We start from the raw sequence: 20,297 nt of genomic DNA on the forward strand, positions 1-20,297 counted from the left end.
TGCTTTTTAATTATTCTTCGTTTTCAATCAAATCCATCAGATCCTGCAAGTCGCTTTTGGACAGCTTCCGGTCTTTCACAAAGAAAGATACCATTTCCTTATACGAACCGGTGAAATAATCTCTGACCACATTCGACATAAAGGTCCGCTTGTATTCCGTTTCCTTGACCAACGGGGAAAATTCGGTAATCGTTCCGTACTTTTTCGGAGAAACATATTTTTTGCGCTCCAAATTGCGTATAACGGAGGCGACACTGGTATAAGGAGGACGAGGTTCCGGTATTTCATTCAGTATGTCCCGAATGAAACAAGGCCCTAACTTCCATATATACAACATAATCTCTTCTTCTTGTGCTGTCAATCGTTCCATTTGTTCGTAATTTTCTGATTAATAGTCTACTATTTTTTAGCAAAGCTACTAATATTTAGTAGTAATGCAAGAGGAGAGCTTGTAAATATTGTTAATTGACAAAGAATGAGTGTTTACAAGTGGATGGATAGTATATTATGAAATATAACATTATCTTTGCTGCTTATTTAATAGAAAAGAGTAAATGATCGATTTCAATGTAATACCATCTCCTTGTTATGTGATGGAAGAGAAACTGCTCCGTAATAATCTGTCACTTATTAAGAGTGTGAAGGAGCGGGCAGGAGTGAATATAATTCTTGCATTCAAAGCATTCGCTTTATGGAAATCTTTTCCGATCGTTCGTGAATATATACCGTATTCAACAGCCAGTTCGAAGTTTGAAGCACAGTTGGCTTTTGAAGAAATGGGAAGTCCGGCTCATACCTATTCACCGGCTTATACAGAAGCTGATTTTCCTGCCATATTGAAATATAGCAGTCATATAACTTTCAACTCGTTGTCCCAGTTCGAACGTTTTTATCCGATGGTAAAAGCGGATGGGAACCGTGTCTCATGCGGCTTGCGTATCAATCCGGAATATTCGGATGTGGAAACAGAGTTGTATAATCCTTGTGCACCGGGTTCGAGAATGGGCATTATTTCCGATCTTTTAGGAGATAAGTTGCCGGAAGGAGTGGAAGGGTTGCATTTCCATACACTTTGTGAATCATCTTCATATGATTTGGAAAAAACATTAGGGGAAGTGGAAAAACGTTTCGCTCGTTTTTTACCACATATCAAATGGTTGAATATGGGAGGCGGACATTTGATGACACGTAAAGGATACGATACGGAACATCTGATAGCTTTACTTCTGTCTTTCAAGGCTAAGTATCCTAATTTAGAGATTATTATGGAGCCAGGAAGTGCTTTTGCCTGGCAAACGGGATTCCTGTTGACTACTGTGGTGGATATCGTAGAGAATCATGGTATAAAAACTGCTATTATCGATGCTTCATTTACCTGCCATATGCCGGACTGTCTGGAAATGCCGTATAAACCGGCTATCCGTAATGCCACTGACGCGGTCGAAGGGAAACCGACTTATCGTATCGGCGGAAACAGTTGTCTGAGTGGTGATTATATGGGCGACTGGTCGTTTGAGGAACCGTTGAAAATAGGTGATAAGATCATTTTTGAAGATATGATCCATTATACGATCGTAAAGACATCCATGTTCAACGGTATCCCGCATCCGTCATTGGCTCTTTGGAGCAAAGACGACGAATTGATAATATACAGGACATTTGGTTATGAGGATTATAAAGGGAGAAACAGTTGACAGGTGATAGTTGACAGTTTACAGATTTTGGATAACTTTCCACTGTCAACTGTCAACTGTCAACTAAAAAAGTTGTAACTTAGCGGTCTCATTCTAAGCAGAAATAAATTAAGCGGATTAATATATGGGTATTTTTAGCTTTTTCAGTAAAGAAAAAAAGGAAACTTTAGACAAAGGGTTATCTAAGACCAAAGAAAATGTTTTTTCTAAAATCACCAGGGCTATTGCCGGTAAGAGCAAAGTCGATGATGAAGTGTTGGATAATTTGGAAGAGGTACTTATCACTTCTGATGTCGGTGTAGATACAACGTTGAAGATCATCGAGCGTATCGAGAAACGTGTGGCCCGGGATAAGTATGTGACTACCCAGGAACTGACAACGTTATTGCGGGATGAAATCGCAACTCTGCTGACCGAGAATAATACGGAAGATGCCGAAAGCTTTACTGTGCCGGAAGATAAAAAGCCCTATGTAATCATGGTTGTCGGAGTAAACGGAGTAGGTAAGACCACGACAATCGGAAAACTCGCTTATCAGTTCAAGAAAGCAGGAAAGAACGTTTATCTGGGAGCTGCCGATACATTTCGTGCAGCAGCAGTGGAACAGCTGGTTATATGGAGTGAACGTGTGGGTGTTCCTATCGTAAAACAAAAAATGGGTTCTGACCCTGCATCAGTGGCATTCGATACACTTAGCTCAGCTAAAGCGAATGGTGCCGATGTTGTTATTATAGATACGGCAGGCCGTTTGCATAATAAGATAAATCTGATGAATGAGCTGACTAAGATCAAAAATGTGATGAAGAAGGTCATTCCTGATGCTCCGCATGAAGTTCTGTTGGTGCTGGATGGTTCTACAGGGCAGAATGCTTTTGAACAAGCCAAACAATTTACTGCTGCTACGGAAGTAAATGCACTGGCAGTCACAAAATTGGACGGAACAGCTAAAGGAGGTGTGGTAATAGGCATTTCCGATCACTTCCGTATCCCGGTGAAATATATTGGTTTGGGTGAAGGTATGGAAGATCTGCAGGTCTTTAATAAAAAGGAATTTGTCAATTCATTATTTGGAGAATAACTTTTGAAAAAGAATAAAGTAGATATAATAACGCTTGGTTGTTCGAAGAATCTGGTCGATTCGGAACAGTTGATGCGTCAGTTTGTAGCGAATGGTTATACGGTCGAACATGATCCTCATAAAATAAACGGAGAGATCGTGGTTGTAAATACCTGCGGTTTTATTGGCGATGCCCAGGAAGAGTCGATCAATATGATTTTGGAATTGGGTGAAGCCAAGAAAAAAGGAAAGATCGGCCAACTATATGTCATGGGATGCCTTACGGAACGATTCCTGGAGGAAATGAAGCAGGAGCTGCCTGAAGTGGATCGTTTTTACGGCAAATTTAACTGGAAACAGCTTCTGTCCGATATTGGCAAATCCTACCATCGTGAACTGGCTTCCGACCGTGTGTTGACAACTCCGAAGCATTATGCCTTTCTGAAGATTGCGGAAGGATGTAACCGTACTTGTTCATATTGCGCGATCCCTATCAGTACCGGACATTATCAATCTCTTCCGATGGAACAGATCGAAGAGGAAGTTCGTTTGCTTGTAGCCCAGGGTGTAAAAGAGTTTCAGGTGATAGCACAGGATCTGACCTATTATGGACTGGACTTATATAAAAGGTATGCGCTGCCGGAGTTGGTCGAGCGTATTTCCGATATTCCTGGTGTAGAATGGATCCGTCTGCATTACGGTTATCCTTCCCATTTTCCTTATGACCTGTTGCGGGTGATGCGTGAGCGTGATAATGTCTGCAAATATCTGGATATAGCCTTGCAGCATATCAGCGATCCTATGTTGAAAATGATGCGTCGTAATATAACGAAAGAAGAAACATATGCCTTGTTGGAACGCATCCGTAGAGAGGTGCCGGGCATTCATCTTCGTACAACCTTGATGGTCGGTCATCCGGGAGAAACGGAACAGGACTTTGAAGAGCTGGTCGAATTTGTGAAGAAAGCACGTTTTGAACGTATGGGAGCTTTCGCTTACAGCCACGAAGAAGGCACTTATTCTTTCAAAAATTATACGGATGATGTTCCGTCTGAAGTGAAACAGGAACGTCTGGATTATTTGATGCGGATACAAGAACGTATCTCAGCCGAGATAAATGAAGAAAAAGTAGGCCGGACTTTTAAAATAATACTTGATCGGGAGGATGAAGATTATTATGTCGGACGTACCGAATTCGACTCACCCGAGGTTGACCCGGAAATCCTTGTTTTTAAAGAACAATCGCTGAATCCGGGAGATTTTTATAACGTAAATATCGAAGAATCACAGGCTTTTGACCTTTACGGAAAAGTGTTGCTTTGATATAAAAACCATTAATAAGTTTGTCTGTTTACAAAAAAATAACTAATATCGCTGCTGAATCTATTGATGAAGCAAGTATGAAAAACAAAGAACTGATAACAGAGTTGTCTGCAAAATTAGGATGGACTTCACAGGAGGTGACAGAAATGTTGTCTGCTTTTGGAGCTGTGGTCGGTTCGAAGTTGATGGATAATGATGCTGTCTATTTACAGGGATTTGGTCTGTTTGAAATCAAAAAGAAGGCAGAGCGTATATCTGTAAATCCGGCAACAGGAAAGCGTTATCTGGTGCCTCCGAAGCTAGTGCCTGTTTTCAAGCCCGGGGCAACCATTAAATCTAAACTAAAAGAATTGAGCGACAATGAATAGTCGGCTAACGATACAAGACCTGGCTGGTTTACTCGCCGAGCGTACCGGAAAGGAAAGGAGTAGCTCTGAGCAATTCCTCCGGGAGTTTATTACAATCGTATCACAGGGTGTTTTCACAGATAAAATAGCCAAAGTGAAGGGATTGGGAACCTTTAAAATTGTTTTGGTAGAAAAACGGGAAAGTATTCATGTGAATACAGGAGAGCGTTTTACAATTCCGGCACATTATAAGTTCTCTTTTCTGCCTGATAAGGAGTTGCGTGAATTGGTAAATAAGCCATTTTCCTTCTTCGAGACGGAAGAACTGAATGAGGGTGTTGATTTTACGGATCTGGATATATCTAAGGAGGCTGAAGATAAAGAAATTGAAGACGAGTCGGTTGAAGAGATACTTCCTTCTTCTGTTCCGGATGAAACAGAAGAAGTAGTCGAGTCTGATTTACAAACTGCAGAGATTGTAGAAAATAAGACGGAAGAAATAGCTGATGAACCCATTGAACAGAAACCGGCCGAAATAAAAGAAGCGGAAGAACCTGTTCCTGAAGAACCTCAGGAGACTGTAGAGGAGCCTGCTGAGACGGAACAGTCGGAGCCCGAAACTGAAAAGGCTGCAGAAGAACCGACTGAACAGTCAGAAGAAGAAACACAGCAACCATCTATAGCAACTGATTTTAGTGAAACGGATTACCAGTTTGAAGACGAAGAATCGGCTCCGTCCCATTGGGTGAGAGTCTGGGTTTCGGTTGGTGTCGTAGCCCTGGTTGCCGTGGCAAGTTTCTTTTTGTATCAGAATCGTAGCTTCTTCCTGGGACCGGAAATACCGAAAGCCTCTTCATTGGTTGGTAATTCCTTGCCGGGTTCGGCAGTTGCTTCCCCCGATACTGTTCAAATAGAAAATACAGACGAAGTCATTGCTGTGGAAGAAGAGAAGCCGGATACAGTTTCTACCGTATCTCCGGAACAAACAACTGAACCTGCTACGCAAACGCCTAAGGTTTTGGCTAAAGTGAAAATAGAGCCTGGAAGCCGGTTGACTTTGATTTCCCTTGAATATTATGGAAGTAAGATCTTTTGGGTTTACCTGTATGAGTTCAATAAATCGGTGATCAAAGATCCTAACAACGTTCCGGTAGGCACTGAAATACAAGTCCCTGCTCCGGAAGTATACGGTATAGACAGATATAGTCGTGCTTCCGTAGATAAAGCAGCGGCACGTCAGACAGAAATACTGAGCGGAAATTTGTAACTAAAAATCCACCTTTTTAAGTAAAATAAAACAAAATAGTTATCGTTGGGTTAGTATTATTTAACTGCAAAAGTGAAGGATACGAATTTAACATTTCTAATTTTGTGCAACCATAAAAACAAGCAGAAACAATAAACAATATAAATAGAAAAATCTATGAGTCAGACAGTAGACATTCGTGAGTTGAATGAACGGATTGAGAGTAAAAGTTCGTTCGTAAACATGATTACGATGGGCATGGACCAGGTAATTGTAGGACAGAAGCATTTGGTGGAATCTTTATTGATCGGTCTGCTTTCAGATGGGCATATCCTTCTTGAAGGTGTACCCGGTTTGGCTAAGACCTTGGCCATTAAAACATTGTCTTCACTGATCGATGCAAAATACAGTCGAATACAGTTTACACCGGACTTGCTGCCGGCCGACGTGATCGGTACTATGATTTATAGTCAGAAAAGCGAAGAATTTCAGGTAAAACAAGGCCCGGTCTTCGCTAATTTTGTGTTGGCGGATGAAATTAACCGTGCACCGGCTAAAGTTCAGAGTGCACTTTTGGAAGCCATGCAGGAACGCCAGGTGACAATCAGCGAAAATACGTATAAACTGCCGGAACCGTTCCTGGTAATGGCTACGCAGAACCCGATCGAGCAGGAAGGTACTTATCCGCTGCCGGAAGCGCAGGTCGACCGTTTCATGATGAAAGTGATCATTAACTATCCGAAGAAAGAGGAAGAAAAGTTGATCATCCGTCAGAATATCTCCGGCGTGAAACCGGACATCAAACCGATCCTGACAAAGAATGAAATTCTGGAAGCCCGTAAAGTGGTCCGCGAAGTATATTTGGACGAAAAGATCGAACGATATATCGTCGATATCGTATTTGCTACCCGTTTCCCGCAGGAACATGGTTTGGCAAACCTGTCTAACATGATTTCTTTCGGTGCATCTCCCCGTGCTTCTATCAATCTGGCACTGGCTGCACGTGCTTACGCATTCATCAAACGCAGAGGTTATGTGATTCCTGAAGATATCCGTGCCGTGTGTCATGACGTGATGCGTCACCGTATCGGTTTGAGTTATGAAGCGGAAGCCAATAATTTGACATCAGAGGAGGTTATCAGCGAAATCCTTAATAAGGTAGAAGTACCTTAATTTTAATCCCATCCGGGTGAAAAATAAATTTCTCTCGGATGAAAATTGATTTTCTTCCGAAAGGAATCTTTTTTCCGTTCGGAAGAAATAAGAGATACAGTGATTAAATAATTAAAAGGATTACGATGGAAACAAGTGAACTATTAAAAAAAGTCCGGCGAATCGAGATAAAGACCCGTGGCTTGTCGCGCAATATTTTTGCAGGACAATACCATTCGGCGTTTAAAGGTCGTGGTATGGCGTTCAGTGAAGTTCGCGAATACCAGTACGGCGACGATATCCGCGATATCGACTGGAATGTGACGGCTCGTTATGTTCGCCCTTACGTAAAGGTGTTTGAAGAAGAGCGAGAGCTGACCGTGATGTTGCTGATCGACGTGTCGGGTAGTAGAGACTTTGGTTCCGTGAACGTAATGAAGAAAGAGGTGATTACCGAGATTGCTGCTACACTGGCGTTTTCTGCCATACAGAACAACGATAAGATCGGTGTGGTGTTCTTCTCTGACAAAATAGAGAAATTTATCCCTCCGCAGAAAGGGAAAAAGCATATTCTTTATATCATTCGCGAACTGATTGATTTCAAACCTCAGGATACGAAGACCGATATCGGTCAGGTTCTGAAATTCCTGACCAACGCCATTAAGAAACGTTGTACGACATTTCTGATATCCGACTTTATCGATAAGGAAGGTTTCAAGGACGCCCTGACGATTGCCAACCGCAAACATGACGTGGTGGCTATTCAGGTATATGACCGTCGGGAAACCGAATTGCCGTCTGTCGGACTGATGAAAATAAAAGATGCTGAAACTGGAGCAGAACGCTGGATCGACAGTTCTTCTGCCCGTGTCCGTGAAGCCTATAAGGAATGGTGGGACCGTCGGCAGGCAGCGATGAGCGATTCGTTCAAGAAATGCCGTGTCGATTCAGTGTCTATTCGTACGGAAGATGATTATGTGAAAGCATTGATTGCTCTTTTTGATAAACGTAGTTAAGCATGCAAAAGAAAATTATGAATAAAGGCTTTCTGTTTCTGCTTCTGATTCTGCTGGCGGGAGGGAAGATGTTTGCGCAGCGGACACTGATCGATGTGAAGCTCGACTCGGCTGCCATTCTGATCGGGGAACAGACGGTTTTACATTTGACGGTTACAACAGATAAGGATAAATCGGTTCAGATTGTGATCCCCAATGATACGCTGATGCGTGGGGTAGAGGTTCTGAGCCTTTCCAAAGCGGACTCGTCGGTGATAGAGAATGACCGCTTGCTCATCAAGCAGGATATTCTGGTTACTTCGTTCGATTCGTCTTTGTATTTATTGCCGCCGTTCAAAGTGATCGACGGGATGGATACGGTTTATTCCAATCAGGTAGCCCTGAAAGTTTCGACCATTCCTGTGAATGTGGACAAACCGGAAGAGTTCTATGATATAAAGGATATCTGGAAGCCACCTTTCGTACTGGCTGATTATTATCCGATTATCTATGGGATTTTACTGGCTCTTTTCCTGATTTGCGTGATTGCTTATATCATCAAACGTATACGCAACAAGCAATCTCTTATCCCATTCAAGAAGCCGGAACCGAAACTTCCGCCTCATGAACAGGCTATCAAGGAACTGGATGAGATCAAACAGCAGAAACTATGGCAGCAGGGACGCAGCAAGGAATACTATACACTGATTACTGAAACATTACGTCGCTATATTGTCGATCGTTTCGACATCAATGCGATGGAAATGACTTCCGGTGAAATTTTGGATATCATCCGCAAGCAGCATGAAGCTGATTCCGTATACGAAAATCTGAAACAGATATTGAACCTGTCTGATTTCGTGAAATTCGCTAAAATGAATCCGCTCCCTGATGAGAATGACCTGAGTATGGTAAATGCATACTTGTTTATTAATCAGACGAAGATTGAAGAAGTTGTCACTCCTGAGGCTGCAGAGGCCGAAGAAAAGGCAACAGAAACAAACGATTCTAATATAACAAAAGAATAAAATGGTATTTGCAAATCCTACATATCTGTATTTGTTATTGCTGCTTATCCCGATGATAGGATGGTATATCTGGAAGCTCTGCAAAAGTCAGGCTAGTTTGCAGGTATCTTCTTCGGAAGCATTCGATGCACCGGGGGCAACTTCGTGGAAAGTGTATCTGCGGCATGTCCCTTTTGTCCTGAGAATGGCAGCAATAGCTGTACTTATTATTATATTGGCACGTCCGCAGTCGACGAATAGCTGGCAGAACACTTCTACGGAAGGTATCGACATTGTCATGGCGATGGATATTTCCAGTAGTATGTTAGCACAGGACTTTAAGCCGAACCGTCTGGAAGCATCCAAAGATGTGGCAGCTTCCTTCATCAACGGTCGTCCGAACGATAACATCGGACTGGTGGTTTTTGCGGCTGAAAGTTTTACGCAATGTCCGCTTACAACCGACCATACCGTGCTGTTGAATCTGTTCAAGGATATCCAACCGGGTATTATCCAGGATGGAACAGCGATCGGTTTGGGACTGGCAAATTCGGTAAGTCGTATCAAAGACAGCCAGGCTAAATCGAAAGTGATCATCTTGCTTACCGACGGTGTGAACAATGCCGGCGAGATCGCCCCTGTTACGGCAGCTGAAATTGCCAAAACATTCGGTATACGTATTTATGCGATCGGGGTGGGGACACAAGGTTCTGCTCCTTATCCTTTCCAGACCGCATTCGGCGTACAATATCAGAATATTCCTGTCGAGATCGATGAACCGACTTTGAAGCAGATCGCAGCAACGACCGGCGGACAGTATTTCCGTGCAACGGATAATACAAGTCTGAAGGAAATCTATTCTGAGATCGACAAGATGGAAAAGACCAAGATCAGTGTACAGCAATACAGCAAGAAACAGGAAGAATATAAGAACTGGGCTTTGCTGTTATTCGCTTTGCTTTTGGTTGAGATTTTATTGAGAAATACATTGTTAAGAAATATACCGTAAATAGAAAGGCTTATGTTTCGTTTTGCACATCCGGACTTTTTGTACTTGCTTTTCATCCTTCCGGTACTCATTGCATTTTATGTCTATGCAATGATTCTGAAGAAAAAAGCAATAAAGAAATATGGTAATCCCGAATTATTGGCAGAGTTGATGCCGGAGGTTTCTCCCAAGCGTCAGCATCTGAAGTTTTGGCTATTGTTCGGAGCCATCACAATGGTTATCTTTGTTATTGCCGGGCCGCAGTTCGGCTCCAAGTTGGAAACTGTAAAACGGCAGGGTGTGGAGATCATGGTCTGTCTGGACGTGTCCAACTCCATGCTGGCAGAAGATGTTTCGCCCAACCGATTGGATAAAGCTAAACAGATGCTGTCGAAACTGACGGATGGATTTAAAGATGACAAGATGGGACTGATCGTTTTTGCCGGTGATGCTTTCACACAGCTTCCGATCACTTCCGATTATATTTCAGCCAAGATGTTCCTTTCGTCTATCAATCCGTCGATGGTTTCGACACAGGGCACGGCAATCGGATCGGCTATCAACCTGGCGATGCGCTCGTTTACTCCGAGTGAGACATCCGATAAAACGATAATCCTGATCACTGACGGTGAGAACCATGAAGACGATGCGGTGAAAGCGGCTACAGCAGCTGCAGAAAAGAATATCCATGTAAATATTGTCGGTATGGGTGACCCGAAAGGTTCGCCGATCCCTGTAGCAGGAGCCAACAATTATATGAAGGATAAAGACGGCAATGTCGTTATCACGAAGTTGAACGAACAGATGTGCCAGGAAATTGCTGCTGCAGGTAATGGCATGTATGTACGTGCGGATAATACCAACTCAGCATTGAAGGCATTGCAGAAAGAGATAGAGAAGATGAATAAATCGGAACTCGACAGCAAAGTCTATTCCGAATATAACGAACAATTTCAGACACTGGCATGGATCGTACTGATCCTGTTGATAGCAGACTTCCTTACATTAGACAGGAAGAATCGTATTTTCAGAAAAGTAAAATTGTTCTCTTTAATTTTCCTGTTTTGCTCGGGAGCGATGTATGCCCAAAAGGCTGAACGTAAGAATGTACGGGAAGGAAACAAGTTGTACAGCAACGAGAAGTTTACCGAATCGGAAATCGCTTACCGTAAAAGCTTGGAGGTAAATCCCCGTTCTGTTGAAGGTACTTACAACCTGGGAAATGCTTTATATAAACAGAAAAAGTTTCCGGAAGCAGCCGAGCAATATCAGTTGCTGACCGGACAGGCAGAGAAGATGGTCGAAACAGAAGAGGGGAAAGCCCGTCTTGCCGGTGTCTTCCATAATCTGGGTGATATCAGTATGCAGAGTAAAGAATATGCCAAGAGCGTGGAAGCATTCAAACAATCCCTGCGTCTGAATCCGCAGGATGATGAGACCCGCTACAATCTGGCATTGGCACAGAAGTTGCTCGAAGATCAGCAAAATCAGGATCAGGATCAAAACCAGGATCAGCAGAACGAGGATAAAAAAGAAGATCAGGAAAATAAAGATGATCAACAGCAACAAGACCAGCAGCAACAGCAGCAGGATGACCAAAAAGAAAATAAGACTCAGCAAGAACAGCAGCAGAATGAACAAATGAGTCAGGACAACGCTCAGCAGATGTTGGATGCATTCCTGCAAGACGAAAAGAATACGCAGGAAAAAGTGAAGAAGGCACAGGCCCAACAACAGCAGCGTCGTAAAACAGATAAAGAGTGGTAATAGATACAGAAAACAGAAAAAACAACAATATAATGAGAAAATTAGCTTTCTTATTCGTTCTCTTTCTAACAGCCGGGATGATGGCAAAGGCCGCTGACGTGACCTTCAAAGCTGTCGCTCCGAGTGCTGTTGTGATGGGGCAACAATTCAGATTAGCATACACCGTAAATGCAGAAGCGAAGGCCAGCGATCTTCGTATACCTGAACTTGCGGATTTTGATGTCTTGATGGGACCTTCTACTTCCAGTAGTATGAGTACTCAGATTATCAACGGAAATGTATCATCTGAGACGGCATTCACATTTACTTATATCCTGATGCCTAAAAAGGAAGGTACATTCAATATCGGGGCAGCATCCATAAAAGTAAAAGGAGCGAATTATACATCCAATGCGCTAAGCATTAATGTGCTTCCTCCTGATAAGGCAGCAGAAGCAGCCGGTGGTACTGGTTCCGGACAGTCCGCTTCCATAGGAAAAGACGATTATTTTGTAAGGATGGAAGTTTCCGACCGTAGTGTGTATGAGCAGGAAGGTTTTTTGGTGACGTTCAAATTGTATGCAGCGCGTATGTGCGGATTGGATAATGCTAAATTCCCGGAGTTTGAAGGTTTCCTGGCACAAGAGATCGAGCAACCGAATCCACAATGGATACAAGCACATTATAATGGTCGTAATTATTTTACCGTTGTTTTGAAACAAACGGTTCTTTATCCGCAGCGTTCCGGAAAACTTACTATAGAAAGCGGGAAATTCGATGCTGTTATTCGTGTTCCGACCCAGCGGAAAATACGTAGTATCTTTGATGACTTTGCCGATACGTATGATAATGTAAAGAAAATATTGGTTTCAAGTCCTGTTACGATCGATGTGAAAGCGTTGCCATCGGGAAAACCGGCTTCATTCTCCGGTGCAGTGGGTAATTTCACCATGACATCGGACATTAATTCCAATAATGTAAAAACAAATGATGCGGTAACGATCAAACTGAAAATTACAGGTAACGGTAATATCAAACTGATAAAGAATCCGGAAGTTGTCTTCCCGAACGATTTCGATATTTTCGATCCGAAAGTAGAAACAGACGTGAAAACGACAGCAGCCGGAGTCAGTGGTAGCAAAACGATCGAATACATGGCTATTCCTCGTTATGCCGGCGATTTTGAAATACCGGCTATCTCTTTCTCTTATTTCGACCCTAAATCTGCCACTTATAAAACATTGAAATCGGAACCTTATAAGTTGCATGTAGAGCAGGGCGAAGGAGGAAGCAGCAGCTCTCCGGTCGTTTCAAACTTCAGTAACAAGGAAAGTGTGAAGTATCTTGGCAAAGATATTCGTTTCTTGAAAGTAAAAGACTTCAATTTCGTTGCCAATAACGACATCTTCTTCGGATCGTTCATGTATTACATGTGCTATCTCGTTCCGGCAATTTTGTTCATAGTCTTTTTCTTCATTTACCGCAAGCAGGTGAAAGAGAATTCCAATATCGCATTAGTCCGTACCAAAAAGGCCAATAAGATCGCTGTAAAGAGATTGAAGAACGCCGGTAAGCTGATGAAGGAAAACAAGAAAGAAGAGTTCTACGATGAAGTTCTACGTGCATTGTGGGGATATCTGAGTGATAAACTCAATATATCTCAGGCAAGCCTTACCAAGGACAATGTCGAGACCGAGTTGACCAGATATGGCGTGGATGAAGCCTTGATAAACGAATTTATGGATATTCTGAATACCTGCGAGTTTGCCCGTTATGCACCGGCACAGGCTTCGGATGCTATGGATAAATTATATGAGTTAACCGTAGATGCCATTGGTAAGATGGAGAATACAATTAAAAAGCAATAAAATGAAGACGAGTATAAAGATGAAAAAAATATTGTTTTTTCTATTGATTCAGTGTCTGGCATTAACAGCTTATGCGCAGGATGCAGCGATCAAAGAAGCTGAAGCTGCATATACGAAAGAGGATTATGGAAAAGCAATCGAATTATATGAAGGGATACTGAAAAGTAATGGCGATTCTCCTGAGATATTCTATAATTTGGGAAACGCCTATTATAAAGCAGGTAAGATAGCCTCTGCTATCTTGAATTACGAACGGGCACTTGCCTTGGATCCGGGTGACAGCGATGTCCGCTTTAACCTGCAGATGGCGCGTCAGAAGACAGTTGACAAAATTGAACCTGTTGACGGATTTTTCCTGTCCAGATGGTTTGATTCTATCCAGAATATGGGGGCAGCCGACTCATGGGCTAAAACAGGAATTGTTTGCTTCATTCTGTTTATCGGGTGTTTGATCTTATTTTTCTTTTCAAAGCAGATTCGCTTGAAGAAGGTCGGTTTCTATTTGGGAGTATTGCTTCTGTTGTGTGTGATCATTTCAAACATTTTTGCAAGAAACCAGAAGAATGAGCTTGTAAACCGTACACATGCTATCGTTTTTGCTCCAACGGTGACTGTGAAAAGTTCTCCTGATGCAAGTGGCACTGATTTGTTCATTTTGCACGAAGGAACCAAAGTCTCTGTAAAAAGTACATTGGGCGAATGGAGCGAAATTGCATTGGAAGACGGAAATGTTGGCTGGATGCCGACTAAAGATATTGAAACAATCTGATGGTAGAAAAAATATTAGCTTACGAACGAGATTTGTTCTTCATGCTTAACGGCAGCGATTCTCCTTTTCTTGACCGCTTTATGTGGTTGTTTTCAGGAAAGGCAGTCTGGCTGCCGTTAGCAGCTTTTATATTGATCGTATTGCTGTATAAAAAGAAATGGAAAGAGTCCATTCTGATCCTGTTGGGTATAGTGTTTGTTGTCACTCTTTGTGACCAGTTTGCTTCTCATGTGTGTAAACCCATTTTTACCCGTTTCCGTCCGACTCATCATCCGGACTTTATGGATCAGGTGAAAACTGTTTTTGATTACCGGGGAGGTAGATATGGTTTTATTTCCAGCCATGCGGCAAATGCATTTGGTTTTGCAACCTATATGTCGTTGCTTTTCCGCTACCGCTTATTTACATGGACTATTTTCCTTTGGGCAGCTCTTACTGCTTATACACGCGTTTATCTGGGAGTTCATTTTATATCAGATATCGTACCGGGAGCCATCGCCGGAGTCTTTTTCGGTTGGTTGGTATATTGGCTGTATGTAAAAGTGCATCCGGTCGTTACCGGTTCGGACGGGAAAGTCAGCGCCATCTATTCAGACAGCCGGAAACGTATTATTGTGTATGCTATATTTATCACAACCTTGCTAATCGCCATCTTTAATGTGCCTTTAGCAGGCTGGTTAAGATAAAGTTAATTTGTAGCAGAGTTTTGCACATGTCGTAAAGCATGTTTGTTTATGAGCTGATTTTAACTAAATAATTTGTGGCTCTGATATATATTGTTTAAGTTAGTGCCATAAATAATTAACCGAAGTATTAACCTTCAAAATAAAGGAACCATGACAAAGACAATCACTTTTAATGAATTGCGCAGAATTAAAGACCGTTTGCCTGACGGTAGTACTCATCGTATCGCAGATGAGTTAGGTTTAGCAGTTGAAACTGTCCGTAATTATTTTGGTGGATATAATTATAAAGATGGTAAAAGCTGTGGGATACACATCGAACCGGGTCCTGATGGCGGTTTGGTAGTATTAGATGACACAACAATATTTGAACGTGCTTTACAGATACTGGCAGAAACAGAAGGCGTATCGGAAGCACAACAGGCGTAAAGAAATTTACAGTACATAAAAAATCCCATAGCTGACTGAACAAAAACGCTGTGGGATTTTTTTATTAATATACATTTTCCGATTGTTTAATCTATAAAAACACACCAGTATGGAAGATAAATTAGTAACATTGGCTATTCACACGTTCGAGAAAGCACAAATCCTGAAAACAATACTTGAGACGGAAGGAATTGAAGTTTATATACATAATGTAAATCAGATTCAGCCGGTTGTTTCAGCAGGTGTTCGTGTGAGAATTAAGGAGAGCGATCTGCCCCATGCCTTGCGCATTATTGAGGACAGCAAATGGCTTAGTGAGGATGCTCCGGAAGAAGTTGCAGCCCAGCAGGTAAAGAAGATCCTGATCCCGGTTGATTTTTCTGATTATTCCATTAAGGCTTGTGAGCTGGGTATCAATTATGCTTATCATGCAGGTGCAGAAGTCATGATCATGCATGCCTATTTCAGTCCCTATTTCCCTTCGGCAATTCCTATGGGAGATACACTGGCTTACCAGGTGAATGAAGAAGAGTCTGTACAGAATGTGTTGAAACGTGTACAGATCGATATGGAAAATATCTGTACTTTGATCAACCGTAAAATACAGTCTGGCGAATTACCGAAAGTAAAATATAATTATATACTTCGGGAAGGCTTGCCTGAAGAAGAAATTTTGGCTTATTGCAAAGAATATCATCCAACGCTTATTGTCATGGGTACGCGTGGAAAGAGCCAGAAAGAAATGGATCTGATCGGCAGTGTCACAGGTGAAGTAATCGAGGTTAATAAGGTTCCGGTTCTGGCTATTCCTGAAAACGTACGGTTCAATGATTTAAGCGAAGCCAAGAATATCGCATTTGCAACTTCTTTCAATCAGCGTGACCTGGTAGCTTTCGACGAGTTTATGGAATTAGTGAAAGGATATGATATTCAGATTCACCTGTTCAATATATCGACCAGTAAAAATGAATGGAATGAAATACGTTTAACGGGTGTCCGTGAATATTTCCAAAAACAATATCCGGATGCGAATATCACTTATTCAGTATTGGCTGACGGTGATTTATTACTGGCAATTGAAAAGTTCGTACGTGACGAGCAGATCGATGTAATAGCATTAAGCACATATCGCCGGAATATCCTGGCGCGTATGTTCAATCCGTCTATAGCACGTAAGATGTTGTTCCATACGGATACGCCATTGTTGGTAATGCATGCTTAAAAAAGGACATAGGTTTATATCTATGAAAGATTTTTTTGTACAATAGTTGATTTTTTGTTGCTCATGAACTAATTATTTATATTTTTGTGCTTCGATTTAATAATAAAGAAAATCAAAAGTAAAATGAAAGAGTTAGTAGACAAAATCAATGTAGCAATTGAAGAGTTTAGCACAAATGCTAAAGCACAGGTTGAAAATGGTAACAAGGCAGCAGGTACACGTGCTCGCAAGGCTTCTTTGGAACTAGAGAAGTTGCTGAAAGAATTTAGAAAAGCATCTATCGAAGCATCTAAATAAAATTTTATTTCAGTTATAGGAAAGGTGGTTATCTGTTTATGGTAATCACCTTTTTCGTTTTATGAATATCAATCACTCCGAATATCTGTTTCGAAAAAAGACATTATGCATATGAACAATGTGAATTTAAGATTGTTAGATGAAAGATAAAACAATATTAATCAATCTAAAAGAATAGAAAGTATGATACCTAACACTGAATTGGAAAATGGTAAAGTAGAATTGATCCGTGAAATACTTGATATCAACGATATGCACGATATCGACTTGCTTAAAGAATACAATAAAGAACTGACCGATTCTTTAAGTATACAGGAAGTCGCCTCAGGCATGGAAAGTACCGACTGAAAACTCTTCCCTCTTTATAAATAATGATCATACAAAAAACGCAATCTGAAAATAGGTTGCGTTTTTTGTATAGATACACCAAATAGTTACGCAGCATCCCGCCGGGTGTTGCGCAGCTTTTTGTGTGTCTAAGAGTACCTTTTCCCTCTTCGAGAGGGGGCAGGGGGTATGTAAGTTTTGAATTGTTAATGTGCGTAAAAAAAGGAAAGAGAGAGTATGAAAAATGAAGCAAAAATAAAAAAGAATGATTTTGAGCAATCAAATGAAATTCAAAACGATAGGAGAAGAATGAAAATCTCTTTCTTACCGAGAAAGAGAGCGGGTATCAAAATGCTTGAAAAACTAGCATTATTGGGCGCTAAAGTAGCAACTTTTAACGACAGGAGCAACGTTTTAGGGTACTTATTTGATACAATTTATTAAAGTTAAAATATGTCTACTCCATAAGCCTAATGCGAAAACGTATTTTTATTGCATCTAACTAGCTGTAAAACAGCAGTTAATGAGAGGGATCAAAATTGGCTCTCTTTCTCGGTAAGAAAGAGAGAGTTGAAAAAGTCGGAAAACTCATAAATGATGTAGTGAAAAAAGGTAAACGGAATGGGACATATAGGCAGTAAATTACAAAAACAAGGAGTTCTTATAGTACTCTTTACACTGGTATTAATAAACGCAAGTTGCGATGGACACATCGACAATTCAGCTGTGAATCCGACGGATGAAAAGAAGGTGGAAGTCAGCATGGCTATCGGCTTTGCCGACGAAGCTGATGCCTGTAATCTGTCTGCCTCTACCAAGGCAAATGCAAAAGGGAAAGGCTCATTCGATGTGGAGTTGGTTCCGACAGCGACAACCCGTGCGGATGCGGCTAAACCGGATAAACTCTATAGGCTGGAGATTCGTCAATACAAACAAAATGGCGAATGTTATACCGGCAGTGGTCAAGATCCTACCGATCGGGAAATCGGTAAACGTCTTACTGTGTCATTGACGAAAGATGCCGACTGTCAGCTAGTTTTTGTTGCCTGGGGAAAAGATAGTCCAAAGTTGTTAGGAAAAATAGCTCTTTCCGAAGCACAGGAAATATCAATCGATGCAGCTACAATCAATGCTATTTCCACGGCTGATATGTCTCAAATGCCTTACGTTCTCCATCTGAAACATGTCAATGTGACAAGTGAAGGTAAGATTACCAATCCCGATGGTGAAGATGTCCGCATCCTTCTCAAACGACTGGCTACCCGATTAAATATTTTCTGGAATTATAATGTGCCTAATTATGACTTGAAGCAGATCATCCTGCAAAGTATCCCTCGTAATTATAAGGTAGTACCAGCTCCTGATGAAAAGAGCATGAATACAACATACCCTTCAGTTATGGATCAATATATGGATATTCAGTTGACAGACGCTCAGATAAGTGCAGCCGATAAAAGTTATTCCTGCTGGGTTCCTGCTAACGTGCGTGGTATCAACACCGTCTCCAACGGTCCGCAATATCGTATCAAGGAGAATGCGCCGGTGGGTAGTTCTTACGTTAGTTTTATTGCAGCTAATACCTCGGATGGAAAAAAGAAACTCAACTATCGCGTCTACTTGGGAGGAAAAGATTATTCCGATTACAATCTAAATGAAAATACGGATTATAGCTATAAGATCAACTTCAAACATATCGGTCTGCCAGTCGACGACAAGCGCGTGGCGATTATCGACCCGATACCGGCATCAGATAACAATGAGAATTTCGTTCCGACCGCTAACTGTTTCATGGTGGCTCCCGGTGGTGCGTTCTGCTTTAATCCTTACAAATATTATGTCAATGGAAGTATTTCCGAGAATGAATTATTGCAGGCATGGTGCGCTTCCTCTAAAGTCCAATCCGTAAAAGTTTTGTGGCAAACGAAAGAGAACGGTGACGTAGGCGACCCGGTATTAGGTGTAGTCAACTCTTCAACCGACCATACGAATATCGTGGACCTAATAGATGGAGACAATTTCGACAAAGCCCGTATTTATTGTCGTGTTGCTCCGAATACCACCGGAGGAAGCGGTTTGATAGCTGCTTATGATGGTAAAGACGGAACAGGTAATATCCTTTGGAGCTGGCATATTTGGGTGACCGATTATGCTCCGTCAGCAACAGCAAATGAAACAATTCTTGAACCGGCTAATAAGCGTATCCTGAAATTTACAATAGGCAGTGCAAATCAGCGACCTATGATGGATCGTAATTTGGGGGCAATATCCGGCTATATCGACCAAGCTCCCGATAAAGAAATCGATCGTGCCAAAGCGAACGGTTTCCATTATCAATGGGGAAGAAAAGACTTATATCCCAGCAGTTTTACCAATGACAAAAGTCAAAGGACAATTACGATTACATCCACGACAGAACCGACTCATGGTATCATGAACCTGTTTCAGGCTGATGGAGTAACCTATCAACCCTATGATGTAAAAGACGCACAAGCGTCTCACCAGGAAGCTTACCGGAATCCGTTGTCTCTTTATCTAAAGAAAGATTGTAGGCGTTGGATAAATCCCATGCCTGACGGTTTTCGTACGGTCTGGCTTAACAAAACGGTTCACGACCCTTGTCCCGCCGGATGGCGTATTCTTGTAAGTAGCGAATATACTCCATTGTGTAATCAGAAAGCGAACACGGGTAGTGTTGTTGACGATGGAGGTATATTATTGTATTTCGATAAAGAGAAGAAACATTCTACTTATATCCGTCTTACAGGCTATTGGTATAGTAATAATATATTCAAATTCATAAGTACGAAAGCATTGATTTGGAGTGGCGATGATACAAAAAGTGGTAACGATCCAACTGGAGGCGGCGATGGCTTTTATTTATTCATAGATTATGACGGTAGTGCGATGATAAACGGAGAGATCATAAACACCGGCCATGAAATAGCCGCTTTAAGCCTCCGTTGCATCCAGGATCGAAAGTAATAAACAACCCGGCGCAAGCTGGACTTGGATAAACAAAATATAAGGTCTACCCCGGACCTGCCAGCAACCGGGGCAAACGAGTTCTTTGACATGATGAGATTGATAAAAGGAGGGGAGTAATACCTATCCGGATAGCGATTGATAAATTTGCTTATAAAATAGTGA

At 41.7% G+C, this 20,297-nt stretch carries 20 protein-coding genes and 1 pseudogene; 20 read left to right on the top strand and 1 reads right to left on the bottom strand.

The genetic code is table 11. From position 1 onward, the window contains the following. Positions 1–10: 10 nt before the first annotated feature. Positions 11–370: a BlaI/MecI/CopY family transcriptional regulator gene (locus DXD68_RS00975; RefSeq protein WP_122359898.1), complete on the bottom strand. Its 360-nt coding sequence runs from the start codon at positions 368–370 to the stop codon at positions 11–13. A gap of 184 nt (positions 371–554) precedes the next feature. Here DXD68_RS00975 and nspC point away from each other — a divergent pair, with 184 nt between their 5' ends. The 20 genes and pseudogenes from nspC to DXD68_RS01065 all read left to right on the top strand — a co-directional run bounded on the left by nspC (position 555) and on the right by DXD68_RS01065 (position 20,132). Then, entirely contained in the window at positions 555–1,694 is a 1,140-nt protein-coding gene (gene nspC, locus DXD68_RS00980; RefSeq protein WP_122359899.1) for a carboxynorspermidine decarboxylase, read from the top strand. A 124-nt stretch (positions 1,695–1,818) separates the two neighbouring features. Next, positions 1,819–2,772, top strand: a complete 954-nt coding sequence (gene ftsY / locus DXD68_RS00985; protein ID WP_122359900.1) for a signal recognition particle-docking protein FtsY — start codon at positions 1,819–1,821, stop codon at positions 2,770–2,772. Between the two features lie 3 nt (positions 2,773–2,775). Next, on the top strand, positions 2,776–4,074 hold the full coding sequence (gene rimO, locus DXD68_RS00990) for a 30S ribosomal protein S12 methylthiotransferase RimO (RefSeq protein WP_122359901.1): 1,299 nt from the start codon (positions 2,776–2,778) through the stop codon (positions 4,072–4,074). Between the two features lie 77 nt (positions 4,075–4,151). Continuing rightward, positions 4,152–4,442 carry an HU family DNA-binding protein gene (locus tag DXD68_RS00995; RefSeq protein WP_122360483.1) on the top strand — a complete coding sequence of 97 codons (291 nt, stop codon included), beginning with the start codon at positions 4,152–4,154 and terminating at the stop codon, positions 4,440–4,442. After that, entirely contained in the window at positions 4,435–5,688 is a 1,254-nt protein-coding gene (locus DXD68_RS01000; RefSeq protein ID WP_122359902.1) for an HU family DNA-binding protein, read from the top strand. The genes DXD68_RS00995 and DXD68_RS01000 overlap by 8 nt, the downstream gene beginning before the upstream one ends. A gap of 156 nt (positions 5,689–5,844) precedes the next feature. Beyond that, on the top strand, positions 5,845–6,840 hold the full coding sequence (locus tag DXD68_RS01005) for an AAA family ATPase (RefSeq protein WP_122359903.1): 996 nt from the start codon (positions 5,845–5,847) through the stop codon (positions 6,838–6,840). A gap of 125 nt (positions 6,841–6,965) precedes the next feature. Further along, positions 6,966–7,835, top strand: a complete 870-nt coding sequence (locus DXD68_RS01010; RefSeq protein ID WP_122359904.1) for a DUF58 domain-containing protein — start codon at positions 6,966–6,968, stop codon at positions 7,833–7,835. A 2-nt stretch (positions 7,836–7,837) separates the two neighbouring features. After that, complete coding sequence (locus DXD68_RS01015) at positions 7,838–8,842, top strand: hypothetical protein (RefSeq protein WP_122359905.1); 1,005 nt, start codon at positions 7,838–7,840, stop codon at positions 8,840–8,842. A gap of 1 nt (position 8,843) precedes the next feature. Continuing rightward, on the top strand, positions 8,844–9,830 hold the full coding sequence (locus DXD68_RS01020) for a vWA domain-containing protein (RefSeq protein ID WP_122359906.1): 987 nt from the start codon (positions 8,844–8,846) through the stop codon (positions 9,828–9,830). A 12-nt stretch (positions 9,831–9,842) separates the two neighbouring features. Continuing rightward, positions 9,843–10,859, top strand: a pseudogene (locus tag DXD68_RS24175) (vWA domain-containing protein); the annotation flags it as partial. 27 nt (positions 10,860–10,886) lie between these two features. Then, on the top strand, positions 10,887–11,576 hold the full coding sequence (locus DXD68_RS24180; protein ID WP_199715388.1) for a tetratricopeptide repeat protein: 690 nt from the start codon (positions 10,887–10,889) through the stop codon (positions 11,574–11,576). A 32-nt stretch (positions 11,577–11,608) separates the two neighbouring features. Continuing rightward, positions 11,609–13,423: a BatD family protein gene (locus DXD68_RS01030; RefSeq protein ID WP_122359908.1), complete on the top strand. Its 1,815-nt coding sequence runs from the start codon at positions 11,609–11,611 to the stop codon at positions 13,421–13,423. 1 nt (position 13,424) lies between these two features. Next, a complete protein-coding gene (locus DXD68_RS01035) occupies positions 13,425–14,192 on the top strand; it encodes a tetratricopeptide repeat protein (protein WP_122359909.1) in 768 nt (255 codons plus the stop codon). Beyond that, on the top strand, positions 14,192–14,878 hold the full coding sequence (locus DXD68_RS01040; RefSeq protein WP_122359910.1) for a phosphatase PAP2 family protein: 687 nt from the start codon (positions 14,192–14,194) through the stop codon (positions 14,876–14,878). The genes DXD68_RS01035 and DXD68_RS01040 overlap by 1 nt, the downstream gene beginning before the upstream one ends. Before the next feature lie 150 nt (positions 14,879–15,028). Beyond that, complete coding sequence (locus tag DXD68_RS01045; RefSeq protein WP_122359911.1) at positions 15,029–15,304, top strand: DNA-binding protein; 276 nt, start codon at positions 15,029–15,031, stop codon at positions 15,302–15,304. Positions 15,305–15,413: 109 nt separating this feature from the next. Beyond that, positions 15,414–16,526, top strand: a complete 1,113-nt coding sequence (locus DXD68_RS01050; RefSeq protein WP_122359912.1) for a universal stress protein — start codon at positions 15,414–15,416, stop codon at positions 16,524–16,526. A gap of 123 nt (positions 16,527–16,649) precedes the next feature. Continuing rightward, complete coding sequence (locus DXD68_RS01055; protein ID WP_122359913.1) at positions 16,650–16,823, top strand: histone H1; 174 nt, start codon at positions 16,650–16,652, stop codon at positions 16,821–16,823. A 183-nt stretch (positions 16,824–17,006) separates the two neighbouring features. Beyond that, positions 17,007–17,171, top strand: coding sequence for a hypothetical protein (locus tag DXD68_RS24185; RefSeq protein ID WP_199715338.1), 165 nt, complete (start codon positions 17,007–17,009; stop codon positions 17,169–17,171). A 216-nt stretch (positions 17,172–17,387) separates the two neighbouring features. Further along, positions 17,388–17,594, top strand: coding sequence for a hypothetical protein (locus tag DXD68_RS01060; RefSeq protein ID WP_122359914.1), 207 nt, complete (start codon positions 17,388–17,390; stop codon positions 17,592–17,594). 177 nt (positions 17,595–17,771) lie between these two features. Further along, positions 17,772–20,132 carry a DUF4906 domain-containing protein gene (locus DXD68_RS01065; protein WP_122359915.1) on the top strand — a complete coding sequence of 787 codons (2,361 nt, stop codon included), beginning with the start codon at positions 17,772–17,774 and terminating at the stop codon, positions 20,130–20,132. The last annotated feature ends 165 nt before the right edge of the window (positions 20,133–20,297 follow it).

The sequence above is a fragment of the Parabacteroides sp. TM07-1AC genome (assembly GCF_003480915.1).
Taxonomy (GTDB): domain Bacteria; phylum Bacteroidota; class Bacteroidia; order Bacteroidales; family Tannerellaceae; genus Parabacteroides; species Parabacteroides chongii.

What these genes read in the sequence shown, in the direction of transcription:
- nspC (WP_122359899.1), top strand. Translation starts at nt 555, where the DNA reads ATGATCGATTTCAATGTAATACCATCTCCTTGTTATGTGATGGAAGAG.
- DXD68_RS01000 (WP_122359902.1), top strand. Translation starts at nt 4,435, where the DNA reads ATGAATAGTCGGCTAACGATACAAGACCTGGCTGGTTTACTCGCCGAG.
- DXD68_RS01050 (WP_122359912.1), top strand. Translation starts at nt 15,414, where the DNA reads ATGGAAGATAAATTAGTAACATTGGCTATTCACACGTTCGAGAAAGCA.
- DXD68_RS01045 (WP_122359911.1), top strand. Translation starts at nt 15,029, where the DNA reads ATGACAAAGACAATCACTTTTAATGAATTGCGCAGAATTAAAGACCGT.
- DXD68_RS01055 (WP_122359913.1), top strand. Translation starts at nt 16,650, where the DNA reads ATGAAAGAGTTAGTAGACAAAATCAATGTAGCAATTGAAGAGTTTAGC.
- DXD68_RS01010 (WP_122359904.1), top strand. Translation starts at nt 6,966, where the DNA reads ATGGAAACAAGTGAACTATTAAAAAAAGTCCGGCGAATCGAGATAAAG.
- DXD68_RS00975 (WP_122359898.1), bottom strand. Translation starts at nt 370, where the DNA reads ATGGAACGATTGACAGCACAAGAAGAAGAGATTATGTTGTATATATGG.
- DXD68_RS01015 (WP_122359905.1), top strand. Translation starts at nt 7,838, where the DNA reads ATGCAAAAGAAAATTATGAATAAAGGCTTTCTGTTTCTGCTTCTGATT.
- DXD68_RS24180 (WP_199715388.1), top strand. Translation starts at nt 10,887, where the DNA reads ATGTATGCCCAAAAGGCTGAACGTAAGAATGTACGGGAAGGAAACAAG.
- DXD68_RS01065 (WP_122359915.1), top strand. Translation starts at nt 17,772, where the DNA reads ATGGGACATATAGGCAGTAAATTACAAAAACAAGGAGTTCTTATAGTA.
- DXD68_RS24185 (WP_199715338.1), top strand. Translation starts at nt 17,007, where the DNA reads ATGATACCTAACACTGAATTGGAAAATGGTAAAGTAGAATTGATCCGT.
- DXD68_RS01020 (WP_122359906.1), top strand. Translation starts at nt 8,844, where the DNA reads ATGGTATTTGCAAATCCTACATATCTGTATTTGTTATTGCTGCTTATC.
- DXD68_RS00995 (WP_122360483.1), top strand. Translation starts at nt 4,152, where the DNA reads ATGAAAAACAAAGAACTGATAACAGAGTTGTCTGCAAAATTAGGATGG.
- DXD68_RS01005 (WP_122359903.1), top strand. Translation starts at nt 5,845, where the DNA reads ATGAGTCAGACAGTAGACATTCGTGAGTTGAATGAACGGATTGAGAGT.
- DXD68_RS01035 (WP_122359909.1), top strand. Translation starts at nt 13,425, where the DNA reads ATGAAGACGAGTATAAAGATGAAAAAAATATTGTTTTTTCTATTGATT.
- DXD68_RS01060 (WP_122359914.1), top strand. Translation starts at nt 17,388, where the DNA reads ATGAAAAATGAAGCAAAAATAAAAAAGAATGATTTTGAGCAATCAAAT.
- DXD68_RS01040 (WP_122359910.1), top strand. Translation starts at nt 14,192, where the DNA reads ATGGTAGAAAAAATATTAGCTTACGAACGAGATTTGTTCTTCATGCTT.
- ftsY (WP_122359900.1), top strand. Translation starts at nt 1,819, where the DNA reads ATGGGTATTTTTAGCTTTTTCAGTAAAGAAAAAAAGGAAACTTTAGAC.
- DXD68_RS01030 (WP_122359908.1), top strand. Translation starts at nt 11,609, where the DNA reads ATGAGAAAATTAGCTTTCTTATTCGTTCTCTTTCTAACAGCCGGGATG.